This is a genomic window from Spiroplasma endosymbiont of Zeiraphera isertana, from assembly GCF_964030805.1.
In the GTDB taxonomy this organism is placed as follows: Bacteria; Bacillota_I; Bacilli_A; order Mycoplasmatales; family VBWQ01; genus Spiroplasma_E.
Genome location: NZ_OZ034965.1, coordinates 596,437 through 613,836 on the forward strand (window position 1 = coordinate 596,437; position 17,400 = coordinate 613,836).

At 22.9% G+C, this 17,400-nt stretch carries 27 protein-coding genes and 1 pseudogene; 19 read left to right on the forward strand and 9 right to left on the reverse strand.

Annotation, left to right across the window (positions count from 1 at the left end):
* Positions 1 to 9: 9 nt before the first annotated feature.
* From AAHM78_RS04150 to AAHM78_RS04160, 3 genes are all read right to left on the reverse strand, one after another.
* A complete protein-coding gene (locus tag AAHM78_RS04150; RefSeq protein ID WP_342254460.1) occupies positions 10 to 1,191 on the reverse strand; it encodes a trans-sulfuration enzyme family protein in 1,182 nt (393 codons plus the stop codon).
* Positions 1,192 to 1,689: 498 nt separating this feature from the next.
* A complete protein-coding gene (locus AAHM78_RS04155; protein ID WP_342252825.1) occupies positions 1,690 to 1,899 on the reverse strand; it encodes a transposase family protein in 210 nt (69 codons plus the stop codon).
* 173 nt (positions 1,900 to 2,072) lie between these two features.
* Positions 2,073 to 2,483, reverse strand: a complete 411-nt coding sequence (locus AAHM78_RS04160) for a transposase family protein (protein ID WP_342254461.1) — start codon at positions 2,481 to 2,483, stop codon at positions 2,073 to 2,075.
* 70 nt (positions 2,484 to 2,553) lie between these two features.
* On the opposite strand from AAHM78_RS04160, the gene AAHM78_RS04165 reads away from it, so the two are divergent.
* The 3 genes from AAHM78_RS04165 to AAHM78_RS04175 are packed head-to-tail and all read left to right on the forward strand — an operon-like array spanning position 2,554 to position 4,200.
* Positions 2,554 to 2,835 carry a hypothetical protein gene (locus AAHM78_RS04165; RefSeq protein ID WP_342254462.1) on the forward strand — a complete coding sequence of 94 codons (282 nt, stop codon included), beginning with the start codon at positions 2,554 to 2,556 and terminating at the stop codon, positions 2,833 to 2,835.
* A 2-nt stretch (positions 2,836 to 2,837) separates the two neighbouring features.
* Complete coding sequence (locus AAHM78_RS04170) at positions 2,838 to 3,617, forward strand: hypothetical protein (RefSeq protein WP_342254463.1); 780 nt, start codon at positions 2,838 to 2,840, stop codon at positions 3,615 to 3,617.
* Entirely contained in the window at positions 3,586 to 4,200 is a 615-nt protein-coding gene (locus AAHM78_RS04175) for a hypothetical protein (protein ID WP_342254464.1), read from the forward strand. The genes AAHM78_RS04170 and AAHM78_RS04175 overlap by 32 nt, the downstream gene beginning before the upstream one ends.
* Positions 4,201 to 4,704: 504 nt before the next feature.
* Here the strand turns inward: AAHM78_RS04175 and AAHM78_RS04180 are convergent.
* Positions 4,705 to 5,664 (reverse strand): IS1595 family transposase, encoded by a 960-nt coding sequence (locus tag AAHM78_RS04180; RefSeq protein WP_342252847.1) that lies wholly within the window; start codon positions 5,662 to 5,664, stop codon positions 4,705 to 4,707.
* Between the two features lie 65 nt (positions 5,665 to 5,729).
* Here AAHM78_RS04180 and AAHM78_RS04185 point away from each other — a divergent pair, with 65 nt between their 5' ends.
* The 8 genes from AAHM78_RS04185 (at position 5,730) to AAHM78_RS04215 (ending at position 9,471) form a co-directional block, all read left to right on the forward strand.
* On the forward strand, positions 5,730 to 6,389 hold the full coding sequence (locus tag AAHM78_RS04185; RefSeq protein WP_342254465.1) for a hypothetical protein: 660 nt from the start codon (positions 5,730 to 5,732) through the stop codon (positions 6,387 to 6,389).
* A 47-nt stretch (positions 6,390 to 6,436) separates the two neighbouring features.
* On the forward strand, positions 6,437 to 6,829 hold the full coding sequence (locus AAHM78_RS16735) for a helix-turn-helix domain-containing protein (protein WP_425289763.1): 393 nt from the start codon (positions 6,437 to 6,439) through the stop codon (positions 6,827 to 6,829).
* 59 nt (positions 6,830 to 6,888) lie between these two features.
* Positions 6,889 to 7,254, forward strand: coding sequence for a transposase family protein (locus AAHM78_RS16740; protein WP_425289786.1), 366 nt, complete (start codon positions 6,889 to 6,891; stop codon positions 7,252 to 7,254).
* A complete protein-coding gene (locus AAHM78_RS04195; RefSeq protein ID WP_342254466.1) occupies positions 7,241 to 8,314 on the forward strand; it encodes a hypothetical protein in 1,074 nt (357 codons plus the stop codon). Before AAHM78_RS16740 ends, AAHM78_RS04195 begins: the two co-directional genes overlap by 14 nt.
* A gap of 93 nt (positions 8,315 to 8,407) precedes the next feature.
* Complete coding sequence (locus AAHM78_RS04200; RefSeq protein WP_342254467.1) at positions 8,408 to 8,605, forward strand: hypothetical protein; 198 nt, start codon at positions 8,408 to 8,410, stop codon at positions 8,603 to 8,605.
* A gap of 47 nt (positions 8,606 to 8,652) precedes the next feature.
* Entirely contained in the window at positions 8,653 to 9,045 is a 393-nt protein-coding gene (locus tag AAHM78_RS04205; protein ID WP_342253710.1) for a transposase family protein, read from the forward strand.
* A gap of 59 nt (positions 9,046 to 9,104) precedes the next feature.
* A complete protein-coding gene (locus AAHM78_RS04210; protein WP_342255024.1) occupies positions 9,105 to 9,281 on the forward strand; it encodes a hypothetical protein in 177 nt (58 codons plus the stop codon).
* Positions 9,211 to 9,471: a transposase family protein gene (locus AAHM78_RS04215; RefSeq protein ID WP_342253810.1), complete on the forward strand. Its 261-nt coding sequence runs from the start codon at positions 9,211 to 9,213 to the stop codon at positions 9,469 to 9,471. Before AAHM78_RS04210 ends, AAHM78_RS04215 begins: the two co-directional genes overlap by 71 nt.
* A 13-nt stretch (positions 9,472 to 9,484) precedes the next feature.
* On the opposite strand, the gene AAHM78_RS04220 is transcribed toward AAHM78_RS04215, so the two are convergent.
* On the reverse strand, positions 9,485 to 10,312 hold the full coding sequence (locus AAHM78_RS04220) for an IS3 family transposase (RefSeq protein ID WP_342255025.1): 828 nt from the start codon (positions 10,310 to 10,312) through the stop codon (positions 9,485 to 9,487).
* A complete protein-coding gene (locus AAHM78_RS04225) occupies positions 10,234 to 10,512 on the reverse strand; it encodes a transposase (protein ID WP_342254468.1) in 279 nt (92 codons plus the stop codon). The genes AAHM78_RS04220 and AAHM78_RS04225 overlap by 79 nt, the downstream gene beginning before the upstream one ends.
* Before the next feature lie 135 nt (positions 10,513 to 10,647).
* On the opposite strand from AAHM78_RS04225, the gene AAHM78_RS04230 reads away from it, so the two are divergent.
* From AAHM78_RS04230 to AAHM78_RS04240, 3 genes are all read left to right on the forward strand, one after another.
* Positions 10,648 to 11,175, forward strand: coding sequence for a hypothetical protein (locus tag AAHM78_RS04230; RefSeq protein WP_342254469.1), 528 nt, complete (start codon positions 10,648 to 10,650; stop codon positions 11,173 to 11,175).
* Between the two features lie 334 nt (positions 11,176 to 11,509).
* On the forward strand, positions 11,510 to 11,827 hold the full coding sequence (locus AAHM78_RS04235; protein ID WP_174481009.1) for a hypothetical protein: 318 nt from the start codon (positions 11,510 to 11,512) through the stop codon (positions 11,825 to 11,827).
* Positions 11,828 to 11,836: 9 nt separating this feature from the next.
* A complete protein-coding gene (locus AAHM78_RS04240; RefSeq protein ID WP_342254470.1) occupies positions 11,837 to 12,493 on the forward strand; it encodes an isochorismatase family cysteine hydrolase in 657 nt (218 codons plus the stop codon).
* A 199-nt stretch (positions 12,494 to 12,692) separates the two neighbouring features.
* Here AAHM78_RS04240 and AAHM78_RS04245 read toward each other — a convergent pair whose 3' ends face one another.
* Entirely contained in the window at positions 12,693 to 13,514 is an 822-nt protein-coding gene (locus tag AAHM78_RS04245; RefSeq protein ID WP_342252843.1) for an IS1595 family transposase, read from the reverse strand.
* Between the two features lie 104 nt (positions 13,515 to 13,618).
* Entirely contained in the window at positions 13,619 to 14,563 is a 945-nt protein-coding gene (locus AAHM78_RS04250) for an IS30 family transposase (protein WP_342254471.1), read from the reverse strand.
* Between the two features lie 148 nt (positions 14,564 to 14,711).
* On the opposite strand from AAHM78_RS04250, the gene AAHM78_RS04255 reads away from it, so the two are divergent.
* On the forward strand, positions 14,712 to 15,104 hold the full coding sequence (locus AAHM78_RS04255) for a transposase family protein (protein WP_342252835.1): 393 nt from the start codon (positions 14,712 to 14,714) through the stop codon (positions 15,102 to 15,104).
* Between the two features lie 59 nt (positions 15,105 to 15,163).
* Positions 15,164 to 15,370: a hypothetical protein gene (locus AAHM78_RS04260; RefSeq protein ID WP_342255026.1), complete on the forward strand. Its 207-nt coding sequence runs from the start codon at positions 15,164 to 15,166 to the stop codon at positions 15,368 to 15,370.
* Between the two features lie 21 nt (positions 15,371 to 15,391).
* Here AAHM78_RS04260 and AAHM78_RS04265 read toward each other — a convergent pair.
* Positions 15,392 to 15,592, reverse strand: a pseudogene (locus tag AAHM78_RS04265) (transposase family protein); the annotation flags it as partial.
* Positions 15,593 to 15,665: 73 nt separating this feature from the next.
* Here AAHM78_RS04265 and AAHM78_RS04270 point away from each other — a divergent pair.
* From AAHM78_RS04270 to AAHM78_RS04280, 3 genes are all read left to right on the forward strand, one after another.
* The gene (locus AAHM78_RS04270; protein WP_342254472.1) at positions 15,666 to 16,058 is read left to right on the forward strand and encodes a transposase family protein; all 393 of its coding nucleotides are present in this window, start codon (positions 15,666 to 15,668) and stop codon (positions 16,056 to 16,058) included.
* Between the two features lie 2 nt (positions 16,059 to 16,060).
* The gene (locus AAHM78_RS04275) at positions 16,061 to 16,483 is read left to right on the forward strand and encodes a transposase family protein (protein ID WP_342255027.1); all 423 of its coding nucleotides are present in this window, start codon (positions 16,061 to 16,063) and stop codon (positions 16,481 to 16,483) included.
* 261 nt (positions 16,484 to 16,744) lie between these two features.
* Positions 16,745 to 17,392 carry a hypothetical protein gene (locus tag AAHM78_RS04280; protein WP_342254473.1) on the forward strand — a complete coding sequence of 216 codons (648 nt, stop codon included), beginning with the start codon at positions 16,745 to 16,747 and terminating at the stop codon, positions 17,390 to 17,392.
* Positions 17,393 to 17,400 lie beyond the last annotated feature (8 nt).

The window sequence follows — 17,400 nt, forward strand, 5'->3', positions numbered from 1 at the left end:
ATCCCAAAATTAAATAAAATCAAATTTTAGGCCAGGTTGATGATTTTTTTTATTTCATCAAGAGTTTTTTTGAAAATTAAAAGCTAATTCTTGTGCATTATAAGTATAATGTGTCATTGAAGCAGGATGTTCAATCAATGACACAACTCCACCTAAAGAAACTGCCGAAATTATTAATTTTAAATTATTTAATAGTTTGATTCCTCCATCATATCCACATTTTAATTCGAAACTAATCATTGCTCCTGGTAATTTCATTTGTTGTTCATAAAGTACTTGTTCTGTTGCTGAATTAGTTAGTCCAGGATAAAATACTTTTTTAATCTTAGGATGTTCTTTTAATCTTGCTGCAATTATTCTTGCATTTTTGCAAGCTATTCATAATCGTAATTCTAAAGTTGATAGTCCTCTTAAAACAAGAAATGCATCATGAGGTGATAATACAGCTCCTGTTAAATCTTTTAATCCTTCAAAACGAATTTTATTTATTAAAGTACTTTTACCACAAACAATTCCGGCCATAACATCAGAATGACCGTTAATATATTTTGTTGCTGAATGGATAACAATATCAGCACCAAAAATTAAAGGTTTAGTAATGATTGGTGTAGAAAAAGTATTATCAACAATTATTTGAATTTGTGGATTATATTTATGGACAATATCACTAATTGCTTTAATATCTAAAATTTCTAAAGTGGGATTAGCTGGTGTTTCGAAAAAAACAACTTTAGTATTTGGATTTAAATTTTTTTTAATTTCATCAAGTTTAGTAAAATCAGCAAAATCAACTTCAATTTGAAAGCGTGATATTCCTTTTTCAATAAGTGAATGAGTACCACCATAAATTGTTTTTGATGATAATAAATGGTCAGTAGCATTCAATAATGTTCAAAAAGTAGATGCAATGGCTCCCATACCCGATGAGAAAGCAATTGCTTTTTCTGATCCTTCTAAATGTGCCATTCGTTTTTCTAAAACAGTTGTTGTTGGATTACCAATTCTTGTATAAACATATCCTTCTTCTTGTAAATTAAATATCCTACCACCTTGTTCGGCGCTATCAAAAGCAAAAGTTGTTGATAGATAAATAGGAGGTAGAGCGGCTCCAAATTTATCATTATAATTACCACAATGAACTAATTTAGTTGCAATGTGGTAATTATTTTTATTTTTTTTAATTTTTGTCATAATTATCTCCTTATAGATATAAATTTATTTTATTTTTATGTTATTTCCATTTAAGGGTGAGTAAAGTTAATAGTTATAATTTAATTTTCTTTAAATAAAAGAAAATTAAATTATAAATTGTTGGTTACATTATATACCTTTTTATATTTATAATCAAGTGTTTTAAGTTATTATTTTACAATTATCTAAACTAAAAATTCCTAACTATTTAGGTTTAGATTTATTAAGTTTTTAAAATATTAAAGTAAAAGATTTAATTTATTAATTCTTGCTGAATTAATAATAAGCATATTATCAAGAACTTTATCATTATAAATTTTAGCACCATAACCTTTTAAAGATTTAACTAAATGTGATACATCACTTTCAGCACAAACTCCTTGATTTCAATTTTCTTTTTAATTTATAACAGCTTCTTTATTATTTTTAAAATATTTATATATTTCTTCATTTACATTATTTTCTTTTAAAAAATCTAATAATAGACTTGGTGCAAAACTAAGGTAATTCAAAATTATATATTCCTGCTATTAAATTAAATCTTAATGCAAATCTTCGTATTTTATTGCGATATTTTAAACTTAAAATTTTAAAACGTTTTAGTTTAGCAAATACGTGTTCAATTTTAATTCTAATTTTACTTAAAGTTTTATTGTATTCTTTTTGAATTGGTGTTAATTGATTGTATTTACTTTTTTTAAATGGCAAAAATGTATTTTTATGAATATTTTGTATACCTTGATAACTCTGGATGAATAAAATTTTTAGATTTTAGAAGCAATTTAAAATCATGAATGCTTCCAAAACAAAAAGCAGTTGAAATAATTTTTCCGTTGGAAATATCAATAATTATTTGGGATTTGAGAGAATGATGTTTATTTTTACCTGAAAAAAGTAATTTTAGTTTTTGGAATTCTTTCAATTGGAGTTTCAGTAGCATCAATAGCTAACAAATTATTATTAGTACCTTTATTTTTTGTTAAATCTTTTTTTCCAGGTAAATTAAAAATTCCGCTTTTTATTAAAATATTTTCAATTCAAAAAATATTACGAATGCAACTAGTATGACTAATATTATATCTTTTTGCAATAACTCTATAACTACTATAGTCTTTTCAATATTCTAAAGTCATTAATAAACGCTCTTCAATTACAATTTTATTTTTTCTACCACCACAATATTTTTGTTTAGACTCAGCAATTTTTAAAATTTCAAGCATTTTATAAAATGTTTGTGGCTTTATGCCGACTAAACTATAAAATTCTTGATCATCTTTATATTTTTTCAACATAATAACTATCACCTTTAATATTAATAATAATCGTTAAATTTTTAAAATTAAAGGTTTTGCACCAAGTCTAATGTATTTAAGAGATAGAATTGATTGAGATACTATTTGTATGATTAAAGGTATATTAAGTATTAATTGAAAAAGATGTCCTAATACACACGAAGAATTATCAAAAATGCAATGATTAGCAAAATCTAAATTAGAAAATTCAAATAATGAACCACAAATGCTTGATTTATATGATAATTGTTGAGATGCAAGAATGTATGCTTCAATGCATAAAATGAAATGATTAATTAATAATATTAATAATGAATTATTAATTAATAAAAATAAATTTGGAGAGTGATAAAAATGAATAATCCATTAGAATATCTTTCTTGTAATAAAAGAGAATGATATAGTGATATTCCTATGAGAATTGCTCAAAAATCAACTAAATTATGATTAGGTAAAGGTTGATTATTTGATAGTGAAAAAGAAAATATTTTAAAATATTTTACTAATAAAATTATTAGTGATAAATGATTTGAAAAATTATATAAATTTGGAATTCAAGAAAGTTTACTTGGAAAAGTATATATAATGCCTATTATTTATAAAGATAATATTACAAGTTTAAAAGTATTACCTAATTCATTTGCTGGAAGAGTTGCTAAATATAATGAAGAAGAACAATGTGCAGAATTCTTTTTTATAAATGAACAAGCAGATAGTGCAACATTAACTTGAGTAATTGCTGAAAATGGAAAAATAAGATTTGAAACTTATAAAAATGATAATAAAAATGAAAAAGAAATTATTTTAGGAACAGCACATACAAAATTAAAACCTAATTTAATACCAAAATATAGTTATGAAATTAAAAATCCTTGAAATTATTTACCAATATTAGAAATAACAAATTTACCAATGGTTAATTTTTATGGTAATTCAACAACTTTAAATGCATATCCAGATACTTATCCATTTTGAAATTTAATTGAATATTATCATAAATCTTATACTCAAAGAAATGTTGATAGAGAATTAAATGTTACAACTTTATTTGGTGCATTTGATAATGCAACTTTTAAAAATATGATTAAACACGGAAAAATAATTGATAATCCTAAAAAAAAATATTGTAGTTAATGTTGTTACTGCTGGATATAATAAATCTGGTGCTGGTGGTATGGAAGTTATACAAGGTGATTTTAAAGCTAGTAATTATATTTTAGATAAAGATGATTTAGGTAAAGATATTTGAAATGGTGCAGGTTATGATTATAATGAATTTTCTGGTGTAAATTATGAAAATAAAACTAAATCATTATTTAATAATAAAAATGATATGGAAACAACAGAAACTAAAATAAGTCATTATTCATATTATTTTTATAGATTTTTTGATATGTTATTAATTTATGAAAAATTATGAAATGGAATTGGAGATAGACCTTATAGTTTTAAATTTTTCCCTATTGCTATGACTGACCAATTATTAAAACAAGAAATGATTAGTCAAAGATTAGCTGATAAAACAATTTCATATAAAAATGCAATTAGTGAATTAGATGAAGTAACAAAACAACAAGCAAAAAAACATTATAAAGAAATAATTGATGAAGATAAACAAACAATAAAATTATTAGGAGGAAATGAAAATGATACATCAACAAATTCAATTAATGAAACATCTACGCATTCAATTAAAAAGACAACAATTGCTAATTAAAAGATGTAGTTATTGAAAAATATTTCCATTTGTTATTAATAATGGTGCTATACCGTTAACTGAAACCGGTTATAAACCAATTAATAGTAAAATAAGTGATTTTGGTAAATATGAATTAATATTAACTGGTACTACTCCGGTTGTATGTATTTGAAAAAATAGTACAAAAATATATCAAAAAAATAAATGTAAAATTAATCCTGATACTCATAAAGTTACAGGTCAAGATTAATTTTATACAAAACAATATAAAATTGGTGATTATTGAAATGCTTATTTAATTGATGATACAAGTGGTGTTGATTTTAGTAATTTACCTAATAATCAAATATTTAAAACAGTACAAACTAAAAGACAATATACTTCAGTAATGTTTGAAGAACATATTATAATTGATGATTATTTACAATTTTTTTTAATTTTCAAAAAAACTCTTGATGAAATAAAAAAAATCATCAACCTGGCCTAAAATTTGATTTTATTTAATTTTGGGATTTATTTTTTTTACAAACTGAAATATAATGCTTCAGATTTTGCATAAGGTGATATTTTATAATGTTGGTATTTAAATTTTCATAAATTGAGGTAATTTTGAATATTGGTAAATCCAATGCCATGATAATGAGTAATAAATTCTTTTAAACTTGATTGTATTTTACTGATATTACTTAAATTTTTATAATTTAATTCTTTATTTTCTTTTGATTTAAATTTCTTGAGAGTACATTTTGTTTGTTTAGCTACTGTATCATATAGTATTTGCATATCACAAACTATAATTGATTTTTCTTCGATAAGCTTAGATGTTAAATTTTCTTGTACTCATTTTTTTGTTAATCTTTTAGTATTTGTTGTTTGAGCATAAATATTTTTATTTTCATCAATTGCCATTTCAATACAACAGTTTAAATCTTTAGCATTTTCTTCAATTCATTTTTTTCTTGGATCATCTGGATTTTTGAAATTTCCTTTATGAATTTCTTTGATAAAAGTTTCATCAATTTCAATTCTACCTTTTAATTTTGTGAATGGTTTTTGTGTTTTTGCTAATTGTGATGATTTCATAAATTTTTGACGATTAAATCATGCTGATGTTTTTGAAATTTTAGCAAATTGAGAAATAGTATAAGCAGATTGACCTAACAATGACAATCAAATTATTCAATCTCATTGTTCATGAGATAAATGACTTCAATGTAAAAAATGATTTCTTAAAGCATCAAAGCTACTTTTACAATCTTTGCATAAATATTTTTGCTTATTATTCTTAAAACCATTTTTTACACATCAATAAGATTTACAATTTGGACATTGAATTCCTTTTTCTTTAAATTTTTTATCAATTGCATCTAATTTTTCTTTTTTCTCAATTTGTTTAATTCTATTTTTAAAATGTCTAATAATTTTTATAAATTCTTCATCTTTTTTGTTTTTTAAAACATCAATTAATTCATTATTAGTCACAAAAAATCACCCCTGATATAAAAATATTACTTTTAATTTTAAATTAAAAGTAATATCAAGATTTTTTGTGAAAATTAAAACAATTTTTTGTTGTATTTAATGATGAAAATGAAAATATAGGTGGTAATAGTGGTAAAAATCAAGATAGACAATTATTATATATTTCAAATGTAACAAATTATTATAGTCCTTATAATGGTGCATTTAGTATGCAAGTTTTAACTTTTAGTAGTTTAAATGATAGAGTAATTAGTAGTGGTCAAAATACAATTGATTTTGTACAATATGCAAGTCCTGGTAGTGGTTATGCTTTTCCTACTATTCAACAAGGAAAAGTAACATTAAATCGTACTTTAATGCGTGATATAGGAGTAAGATATAGTCATAGACAAAGTTATGGATTAGAATTATTAACAAGTTGTTATTATTATGGAAGACCAATAATTCAAGGTCAAGAACCTATAAAACAAGGAAATGAAGAAATATTTGAAAGTAAAGTATTTGCTTCAAGAAGATTATTTATTGCTGGTAATAATGAACATTCTACAACTGATATTAAAAATAATGGTGGTTTACTTGCCGGAATAAATGATAAAATAAAAACAAGTAGTCATCCAGAAACAACATTTTATAATATTATGGATGCAAAACCTACTGGATTTACTAATTTTAAAAATTTTACAGAATGATTAAAAACTTCATTAGACTTGTTGCAAAACCTTTAATTTTAACAATTTAACGATTATTATTAATATTAAAGGTGATAGTTATTATGTTGAAAAAATATAAAGATGATCAAGAATTTTATAGTTTAGTCGGCATAAAGCCACAAACATTTTATAAAATGCTTGAAATTTTAAAAATTGCTGAGTCTAAACAAAAATATTATGGTGGTAGAAAAAATAAAATTGTAATTGAAGATCCTTTATTAATGACTTTAGAATATTGAAAAGACTATAGTAGTTATAGAGTTATTGCAAAAAGATATAATATTAGTCATACTAGTTGCATTCGTAATATTTTTTGAATTGAAAATATTTTAATAAAAAGCGGAATTTTTAATTTACCTGGAAAAAAAGATTTAACAAAAAATAAAGGTACTAATAATAATTTGTTAGCTATTGATGCTACTGAAACTCCAATTGAAAGAATTAAAAAAAACTAAAATTACTTTTTTCAGGTAAAAAGAAACATCATTCTCTCAAATCTCAAATAATTATTGATATTTCCAATGGAAAAATTATTTCAACTGCTTTTTGTTTTGGAAGCATTCATGATTTTAAATTGCTTCTAAAATCTAAAACTTTTATTCATCCAGAAAAACAAGTTTTTGTTGATTCAGGTTATCAAGGTATACAAAATATTCATAAAAATACATTTTTGCCATTTAAAAAAAGTAAATACAATCAATTAACACCAATTCAAAAAAAATACAATAAAACTTTAAGTAAAATTAGAATTAAAATTGAACACGTATTTGCTAAACTAAAACGTTTTAAAATTTTAAGTTTAAAATATCGCAATAAAATACGAAGATTTGCATTAAGATTTAATTTAATAGCAGGAATATATAATTTTGAATTACCTTAGTTTTGCACCAAGTCTATTAAATTTTCAAGATAATTTATTTGTAACAAAAGATTTTAAAGGTATGCTTTCTTTTGATAAAGATCAAGCAAGATTAAGTAATGGTACATCAGTAGGAGAAGCAAAATTCTTTTGAGATAGTGAATGAAATATAAATAATTTAACAGGTAATTATAATGTAGATATGAGTAATAATTTTAAATATAAAGACCCATATACACATTTAATTATTGGTTCGCCAACTGTTGATTATAGTAAAATATCACAAAAATATATGTCAGCAATATTAAATTTTAATAGTGTAGTATTTAGTCCATTAATACAAATGCCTTATGATTCAAATCAATGATTACCATTTGCTTTAAGTGATATTCCTTTAATTGGTAAATTATTAAATGCTTTAACATTAGGTATTTGAAGTAGTTGAGTTATTACTCAAAATGTTCAACAATATAAAAAAATGTTATATTTTAATGGTTTTATGAGTGCATTTTTTACAAGTAATTTAGAAAGTATTATTGGTAATGGTGGTTTAATTCCTTTAAATGTATTTACAAATGATAATGATTTTACTATTGGTAAATTATTAGGTGCAAATGTTTCAACAACTGCTATGACAATGAAATTAAGTGATAGAGTAAGTGTTTATCCATGAGACCCTACTACTGGTAAGAAATTAACTGAAAAAGAACAAATATCAACTGTTGATTTATCACAAAAGAAAAATAATAAAGTTTATATTTTAGCAGAAGATACTGAGTTTTTAGATATTGCTTCACCATTTACAAATGAAGATACTGAATGTCCATGAAATCCTACAAGTAATGGAGTTATTGATGGTTCAAATTATGCTTATATTATTGATACAATTGTTACACAAAGTTTACATCAAGGTGAAGAAAGACATACATTTTATAGTGATAATCCATTTACTTATCAAGGTGATTATAATGAAATATCAGTTGCACAATTTCGTTATAATAATATAGGTTATTTGACTGGTCATGCTTTTAATTGAACAACTTTGTATAAATTAAATCATGATGAATATGAAGCAACTTAAGAAACAACATTTAGTTATCCAGCAAAAATATTACCACCAAGTCCACAAAATATAGCAAAATCAATTGTTATTATTCCAGATTTAAAAGTAGACATGACAACAGATGATGTATCATTAATAAAAAATGGATATAGTAATATAAAAGAATGAGAAGATAAAAATAAAAGTAAATTTAATAAATATGAAGTAGATTTAAATTCATTATTAGAGCCTACATTATTAATTAATACTTTTAATGATTTACAAAGATTTTATAAAAGTATAACATTAGACTTGGTGCAAAACCTTTAATTTTAACAATTTAACGATTATTATTAATATTAAAGGTGATAGTTATTGTGTTGAAAAAATATAAAGATGATCAAGAATTTTATAGTTTAGTCGGCATAAAGCCACAAACATTTTATAAAATGCTTGAAATTTTAAAAATTGCTGAGTCTAAACAAAAATATTATGGTGGTAGAAAAAATAAAATTGTAATTGAAGAGCGTTTATTAATGACTTTAGAATATTGAAAAGACTATAGTAGTTATAGAGTTATTGCAAAAAGATATAATATTAGTCATACTAGTTGCATTCGTAATATTTTTTGAATTGAAAATATTTTAATAAAAAGCGGAATTTTTAATTTACCTTGAAAAAAAGATTTAACAAAAAATAAAGGTACTAATAATAATTTGTTAGCTATTGATGCTACTGAAACTCCAATTGAAAGAATTAAAAAAAACTAAAATTACTTTTTTCAGGTAAAAAGAAACATCATTCTCTCAAATCCCAAATAATTATTGATATTTCCAATGGAAAAATTATTTCAACTGCTTTTTGTTTTGTAAGCATTCATGATTTTAAATTGCTTCTAAAATCTAAAACTTTTATTCATCCAGAAAAACAAGTTTTTGTTGATTCAGGTTATCAAGGTATACAAAATATTCATAAAAATACATTTTTGCCATTTAAAAAAAAGTAAATACAATCAATTAACACCAATTCAAAAAGAATACAATAAAACTTTAAGTAAAATTAGAATTAAAATTGAACACGTATTTGCTAAACTAAAACGTTTTAAAATTTTAAGTTTAAAATATCGCAATAAAATACGAAGATTTGCATTAAGATTTAATTTAATAGCAGGAATATATAATTTTGAATTACCTTAGTTTTGCACCAAGTCTAATCAAATAATTCTAATTTTAATTGGATTAATGATGTAAAATTTTTATCATTAATAAATTCAGTTTTGAAAGTTTTAAAAGTTGCTTCAGCAACAGCATTGTCATAAGGACAACCTTTTTTGCTTAAAGAGCGAGTAATATTGAATGCTAGTAAAAGTTTATCAATAATTTTATTATTAAATTCATTACCTCGATCGCTATGAAATATTTGAATATCTTTTAAACAGCGATTTGATTGCATAAATGCTTCATATACTAATGATGCATCTTTTTTAGTGCCTACACTATGTCCAATAATTTCGCGGTTAAATAGGTCTATTAATAAACAAATATAGTTTCACTTACCATTTACTTGAACATAAGTTAAATCACTAACAATAACTTCATTTTTAATCCTATTCTTAAAGTTTCTATTAACAAGATTAGTTATTTGACTATCATTGACTTTATTATGATGATTTTTGTGTCTTAATTTAGTGTATTTTGATATTAAATTATGTTTATTCATAATTTCTTTAATTTTTCGTCTTGATAAATAAATTTCTTGGTTTTCTAATATGACTTTTAATCTTCTTGTGCCATAAATTTCTTTATTTTCTTTAAAAGCACTAATAACAGCTTCATCATACATATTATTTTTATTTTTTTCTTTTTTCTTGAAATTAAAATAATATGTTGATTTAGAGAGCTTTAAAAAACGACACATTGTACGAATTTTATATTTACATTTATTATTGATAATAATCTCTATTTTCTGCTTATTATTAGTTCTGCTTGCTTTAAAATATCATTTTCCATTCGTAACTGTTTTAATTCTTTTCTTAATTTAATTAATTCATTTTCTTCAACAGAACGATTATCTTTAGATTTAAAACTACCTGAATTAGTAAATTGCTTAATTCAATTATAAGTAGCTGCTCTTGTAACATTGTACTCTTTAGCAAGACAAGACACTGACTTACCACTTTGATATAAAGCTACTATTTGTTTCTTAAATTCGTCGGTATATGAGTTAATATTGGCCATAATTATAGTTCCTTTCTTTTAACTAATTTGTTCACTTGTCTACGTAATTAGTGTCCAATAAAGTGTAACCTATCCATTTTTTTACATTGAAGTCATTTATCTCATGAACAATGAGATTGAATAATTTGATTGTCATTGTTAGGTCAATCTGCTTATACTATTTCTCAATTTGCTAAAATTTCAAAAACATCAGCATGATTTAATCGTCAAAAATTTATGAAATCATCACAATTAGCAAAAACACAAAAACCATTCACAAAATTAAAAGGTAGAATTGAAATTGATGAAACTTTTATCAAAGAAATTCATAAAGGAAATTTCAAAAATCCAGATGATCCAAGAAAAAAATGAATTGAAGAAAATGCTAAATATTTAAACTGTTGTATTGAAATGGCAATTGATGAAAATAAAAATATTTATGCTCAAACAACAAATACTAAAAGATTAACAAAAAAATGAGTACAAGAAAATTTAACATCTAAGCTTATCGAAGAAAAATCAATTATAGTTTGTGATATGCAAATACTATATGATACAGTAGCTAAACAAACAAAATGTACTCTCAAGAAATTTAAATCAAAAGAAAATAAAGAATTAAATTATAAAAATTTAAGTAATATCAGTAAAATACAATCAAGTTTAAAAGAATTTATTACTTTTTAGGCCAGGTTGATGATTTTTTTTATTTCATCAAGATTTTTTTTGAAAATTAAAAGGAAATTGCAGTTGCTGCATTAGGTGGAACTGCAACTTTAACAGGTACAGCAGCACAGTTGCAAATAGGAGTAATCTTAGCGGTTATTGCTACTCCAATCTTATTTTTTACAAGTCTTATTATTTTTGGATACAGTTGTTATTTAAAAGTAGTAAAAAAATAAAAATAGCAATTTATTAATTTTAAAAAAATTCTTATTTTTCACATTAAAGTAAGAATTTTTTTATTTATTTTATAGCAGTAATATAACAATGATATAATTAAAAAAAATAGGTGATAATAATGATAACTAAAAATTGATGAAAAAAATTACCTCTTGATGAAAAAATAATTACTATTTTATTTTTTTCTGGTTTTATATTTTTGTTATTAGGGTTAATTATGTTATTAAGTATTAAAATAGAAAACATTTTTAATGGATTTAATTTTATTTATATAAACGGTGTAATTGATAGTTTAACCTATCAAAGTAGTCAGGGAATAACAGTAGATATTTTCTTTTTAAAAGTAGGAATTATTTTTACTATTTTCTTAATGCCAATTTGTTCTGGCTGTAGTATAATTTGATTTATTATTAAACGATTAATTTTTAAAAAATAGAGGTGAATAATGAAAAATAATGATTCATTTATTGAAATTATAAATAAAACTTTGGATAAAACAGTTAATTTAAATTTTAAAACTTTAAAAGGTCATAATATTATATTTATTGTTGATATGGTTAATGGCTTTGCTAAAAAAGGAAATTTATTTTCACCCAATATTAATTCAATTATTAAACCAATTAAAAATTTATTAGCAAAAGTAAACACTAATGAAACTAAAGTTATTGCTTTTAATGATGCTCATAATGAACATAGTCCCGAATTTCATACTTTTCCTAGTCATTGTTTGGAAAATACTATTGAATCAGAGTTAGTAGAAGAATTAAAATTTGACAATATTAAGATTATTAAAAAAAATAGTACTAATGGTTTTTTTGCTTTTGATTTTAAGCCAAATTTACAATGGGATAACATTATTATTGTTGGTTGTTGTACTGATATTTGTATTTATCAATTTGCTATTAGTTGTAAAACTTGATTTAATCAGCACAATAAAGAAGTAAATGTTATTGTTCCAATGACAATGACAAATACTTATGATCAACCAGAGCATCCAGCTCATATTTTAAATAAATATGCATGATATTCAATGCTTAAAAATGGCATTACTATTGTTAAGGACCTGAGTTGTAAATATAAATGGGAAAGTTTTTTAAAATAATTGTATTAAATCTATTGGTCTTTTATAAGAGAGCGATTTTCTTTTAATTTTCAAAAAAACTCTTGATGAAATAAAAAAAAATCATCAACCTGGCCTAAAATTTGATTTTATTTAAGGCTTTTCTCCCTTTATGTACTATTTTTAAATTTTATCACATAAATGCTGAGAAAAGCCTATCTACGGACTTCTCCCCACATTTTTAAATCAAACATAACATTACAGTTTCAAAACTAGGTATATTGTTGAATTTATATGCCGATTCTTTTGCGTATAAATGAACATGATGTTTTTCAACTTTGATATGTGTTTTAAATGTTCGTCTGATGTGCTTTCATGCCGATTCAATCTGGTTTATGTTTACACCAGTTTTTGAAACATAGCCATCTTGATGGTTAACTGTTTCATGCTTAGTGAAAACTGATTTAAAATGGCGATATCCTTTTCAAGAATCAGTATGTACATCACACTTTGAAGAAATGTGGTTTCTTGCAAATTGCAAAAGATTTTTTTGATTTGCATTTTTCAACACTTTCACAATTAAATTATTGGTTGTTTTTTCATAAATCCCAACAATCAAAGTTTTATTTTTTAAGGATCTTCCTTGTTTTTTAAAACCCATATGTGAAAGATACATTTCATCCATTTGCACTATGCCCTCAACAATGAATTGAGGTTCTTGTTTTGCAATTGCACTTCGGATTTTATGACCCATTCTTCAAGCAGTTTTCAAAGTTACTCCCAATTCTTTTGCAACATCAGTTGATGGAATTCCATGTTTGGTGTTTATTCATCTAAAGATGAGATAAAACCAAGATGTCAAAGGTGTTTGTGACTTGTAAAAAATGGTGTCATGAAGAATACTAAATGTTTGATGACATTTCAAACATCTTATTCTTCTTAAATCAGAAGTATTCAAATTTGTTCAAGAACACCTCATACATTTGTTTTCCTTCAAACTTGCTATATATTTCAAACAATCTTTTTCTGTTTGAAATATATTGTTGAACTCATTCAATTTCATTGTTTCCTCCACAAGTACATGTGGGGAGAAGTCCGTTATTTAATTTTGGGATTTATTTTTTTACAAACTGAAACCTGAGTTGTAAATATAAATGGGACAGTTTTTTAAAATAATTGTATTAAATCTATTGGTCTTTTATAAGAGAGCGATTTTCTGGGTGTAGAATTAATTTGAAATGCTATAAAATTTAAATCTTTTTGTTTATATGAAGATAGATCTGTAGATTTTGGTAAATATCTTCTTAAAATACCATTATTATTTTCATTTAAACCCCTTTGGCAAGGTTTACCAGGATCTGCAAAATAAATTTTGACATTACAAATTTTTTTGATTAATCTTCATTTACTAAATTCTTTACCACGATCAGAAGTAATGGTTTTAAATGTTCCTTTTTGTAACTTTGAAATAAATTTTATTATACTTTTCGTAATATTTTCTGATTTATGATTTTTAGTTACTAAAGGAATTGTGGTTTTTGATCATATATCAGCCAAAGTAATAATAGAACTTTTATGATCTTTGCCAATGATAGTATCACCTTCTCAATGACCAAATTCTTGTATATTTTTAATATTAGGAATGATTAAATTTCTTTCATGAATAGACTTACAATTATTAATTTTGCCCCTAGTTTCTTTTTGTTTGTGAGATTTATTTTTGCCTTTTCTCAATAAGTTATTTTCATCAAAACCCATTCGATTTGTTTTAAACATGTTATATAAAGTTTTTGTTGAAATACTTTTTATTTTATTTTCCTTTAAAAAGTTAGCAATTATATCAAGAGCATACTTTTTAGTAATTAACAAATGATTAATACTATTAATTTCTGTTAAAGTTAAAATTATTAATTTTCTGCCTGCATTTTGTTTATTTTTTTGAAATTGATTCAATATTTCTAATGGCAATAAGTTTTTATTTAATAATCTACAAACTCTATGTACAGTTGATTTACTATAATCAACAATTTTTGCTATTTTACGAATCGAAAATCCATAATTTTTATATTCTTTTATTGCTATTATTGATTCAATACTCAGATACTTATACATTGCGCTAATTCCTTTCTTGTCTTAATTATAGAACTAACACAATTTAATTTTATATAAGTTTCCTTTTTAATTTTACAATAGACTTGGTGCAAAACCTTTAATTTTAACAATTTAACGATTATTATTAATATTAAAGGTGATAGTTATTATGTTGAAAAAATATAAAGATGATCAAGAATTTTATAGTTTAGTCGGCATAAAGCCACAAACATTTTATAAAATGCTTGAAATTTTAAAAATTGCTGAGTCTAAACAAAAATATTATGGTGGTAGAAAAAATAAAATTGTAATTGAAGAGCGTTTATTAATGACTTTAGAATATTGAAAAGACTATAGTAGTTATAGAGTTATTGCAAAAAGATATAATATTAGTCATACTAGTTGCATTCGTAATATTTTTTGAATTGAAAATATTTTAATAAAAAGCGGAATTTTTAATTTACCTGGAAAAAAAGATTTAACAAAAAATAAAGGTACTAATAATAATTTGTTAGCTATTGATGCTACTGAAACTCCAATTGAAAGAATTAAAAAAAACTAAAATTACTTTTTTCAGGTAAAAAGAAACATCATTCTCTCAAATCCCAAATAATTATTGATATTTCCAATGGAAAAATTATTTCAACTGCTTTTTGTTTTGGAAGCATTCATGATTTTAAATTGCTTCTAAAATCTAAAACTTTTATTCATCCAGAAAAACAAGTTTTTGTTGATTCAGGTTATCAAGGTATACAAAATATTCATAAAAATACATTTTTGCCATTTAAAAAAAGTAAATACAATCAATTAACACCAATTCAAAAATAATACAATAGACTTGGTGCAAAACTAAGGTAATTCAAAATTATATATTCCTGCTATTAAATTAAATCTTAATGCAAATCTTCGTATTTTATTGCGATATTTTAAACTTAAAATTTTAAAACGTTTTAGTTTAGCAAATACGTGTTCAATTTTAATTCTAATTTTACTTAAAGTTTTATTGTATTCTTTTTGAATTGGTGTTAATTGATTGTATTTACTTTTTTTAAATAGACTTGGTGCAAAACCTTTAATTTTAACAATTTAACGATTATTATTAATATTAAAGGTGATAGTTATTATGTTGAAAAAATATAAAGATGATCAAGAATTTTATAGTTTAGTCGGCATAAAGCCACAAACATTTTATAAAATGCTTGAAATTTTAAAAATTGCTGAGTCTAAACAAAAATATTATGGTGGTATAAAAAATAAAATTGTAATTGAAGAGCGTTTATTAATGACTTTAGAATATTGAAAAGACTATAGTGGTTATAGAGTTATTGCAAAAAGATATAATATTAGTCATACTAGTTGCATTCGTAATATTTTTTGAATTGAAAATATTTTAATAAAAAGCGGAATTTTTAATTTACCTGGAAAAAAAGATTTAACAAAAAATAAAGGTACTAATAATAATTTGTTAGCTATTGATGCTACTGAAACTCCAATTGAAAGAATTAAAAAAAACTAAAATTACTTTTTTCAGGTAAAAAGAAACATCATTCTCTCAAATCCCAAATAATTATTGATATTTCCAATGGAAAAATTATTTCAACTGCTTTTTGTTTTGGAAGTATTCATGATTTTAAATTGCTTCTAAAATCTAAAACTTTTATTCATCCAGAAAAACAAGTTTTTGTTGATTCAGGTTATCAAGGTATACAAAATATTCATAAAAATACATTTTTGCCATTTAAAAAAAGTAAATACAATCAATTAACACCAATTCAAAAAGAATACAATAAAACTTTAAGTAAAATTAGAATTAAAATTGAACACGTATTTGCTAAACTAAAACGTTTTAAAATTTTAAGTTTAAAATATCGCAATAAAATACGAAGATTTGCATTAAGATTTAATTTAATAACAGGAATATATAATTTTGAATTACCTTAGTTTTGCACCAAGTCTAATAAAAAAATAATGCCTGCATAAAAATATAAATTTTTCTAATATTTTATTTTAATAATGTTTAAAAGAAAACTAAGTAAAAACAATTATTTTTTAAAATATTATCAATATTATCAATAGTTAAATTTGTATATTATAATGATTTTATATATTTATGTTATAATCAATAAAATTATCATTACTATTAAAAATAAATCAATATTGGAATTTTTTAAATATTAATTTGTGGGTGCTTTAATGACAAGAATGGAAAAATATAAAAGTTTACGTGAACAAATTGCTAAAGAAATTAAAGAAAATAGTAAGCTTTGAGAACAAGAACAAAAAATAGAAAATTATTATCAGCAACTAATAAAAATTGATAAATCATATTTTGAGCCAATTTTTCAAAAATTAAATTCTGATTTAAATTTAGTTAATTTTGAAAATTATTTTATTAAAAATAATGAACAACATTTAGATGATAATGATAAATTAATATTGGAAAATATGTTAGAAAATATTAATAATATTTTAAAAAAATATAGTGAAAATATTTATTTTGAAATAGTTGATGTGCCATTAATAAGTACTAACTTAGAATATCAAACGTTAATTAATAGTATGCATAATAAAATAAATGAATTTCAAAAAGACTTAGAAAGTAAAATTAATGATGTCAAAAATTTTGTTAAAAATTTAGAATTTAAATATAAAAAGTATAAAATAAATAATAGTGATCTTAATAAAGAACTAAAAGAAATTAATCAAGAACATAATAATTTTCAAGATGAATTACAAAAAGTTAAAATTAAGAATAACTATAAGTGAAGTTTAACAGTATTTAGTATTATCATTATTTGTTTAATTTTAATAGTCGTGTTAGTATTATCATTAATATTATTTATTAAGTAGAGAATGGA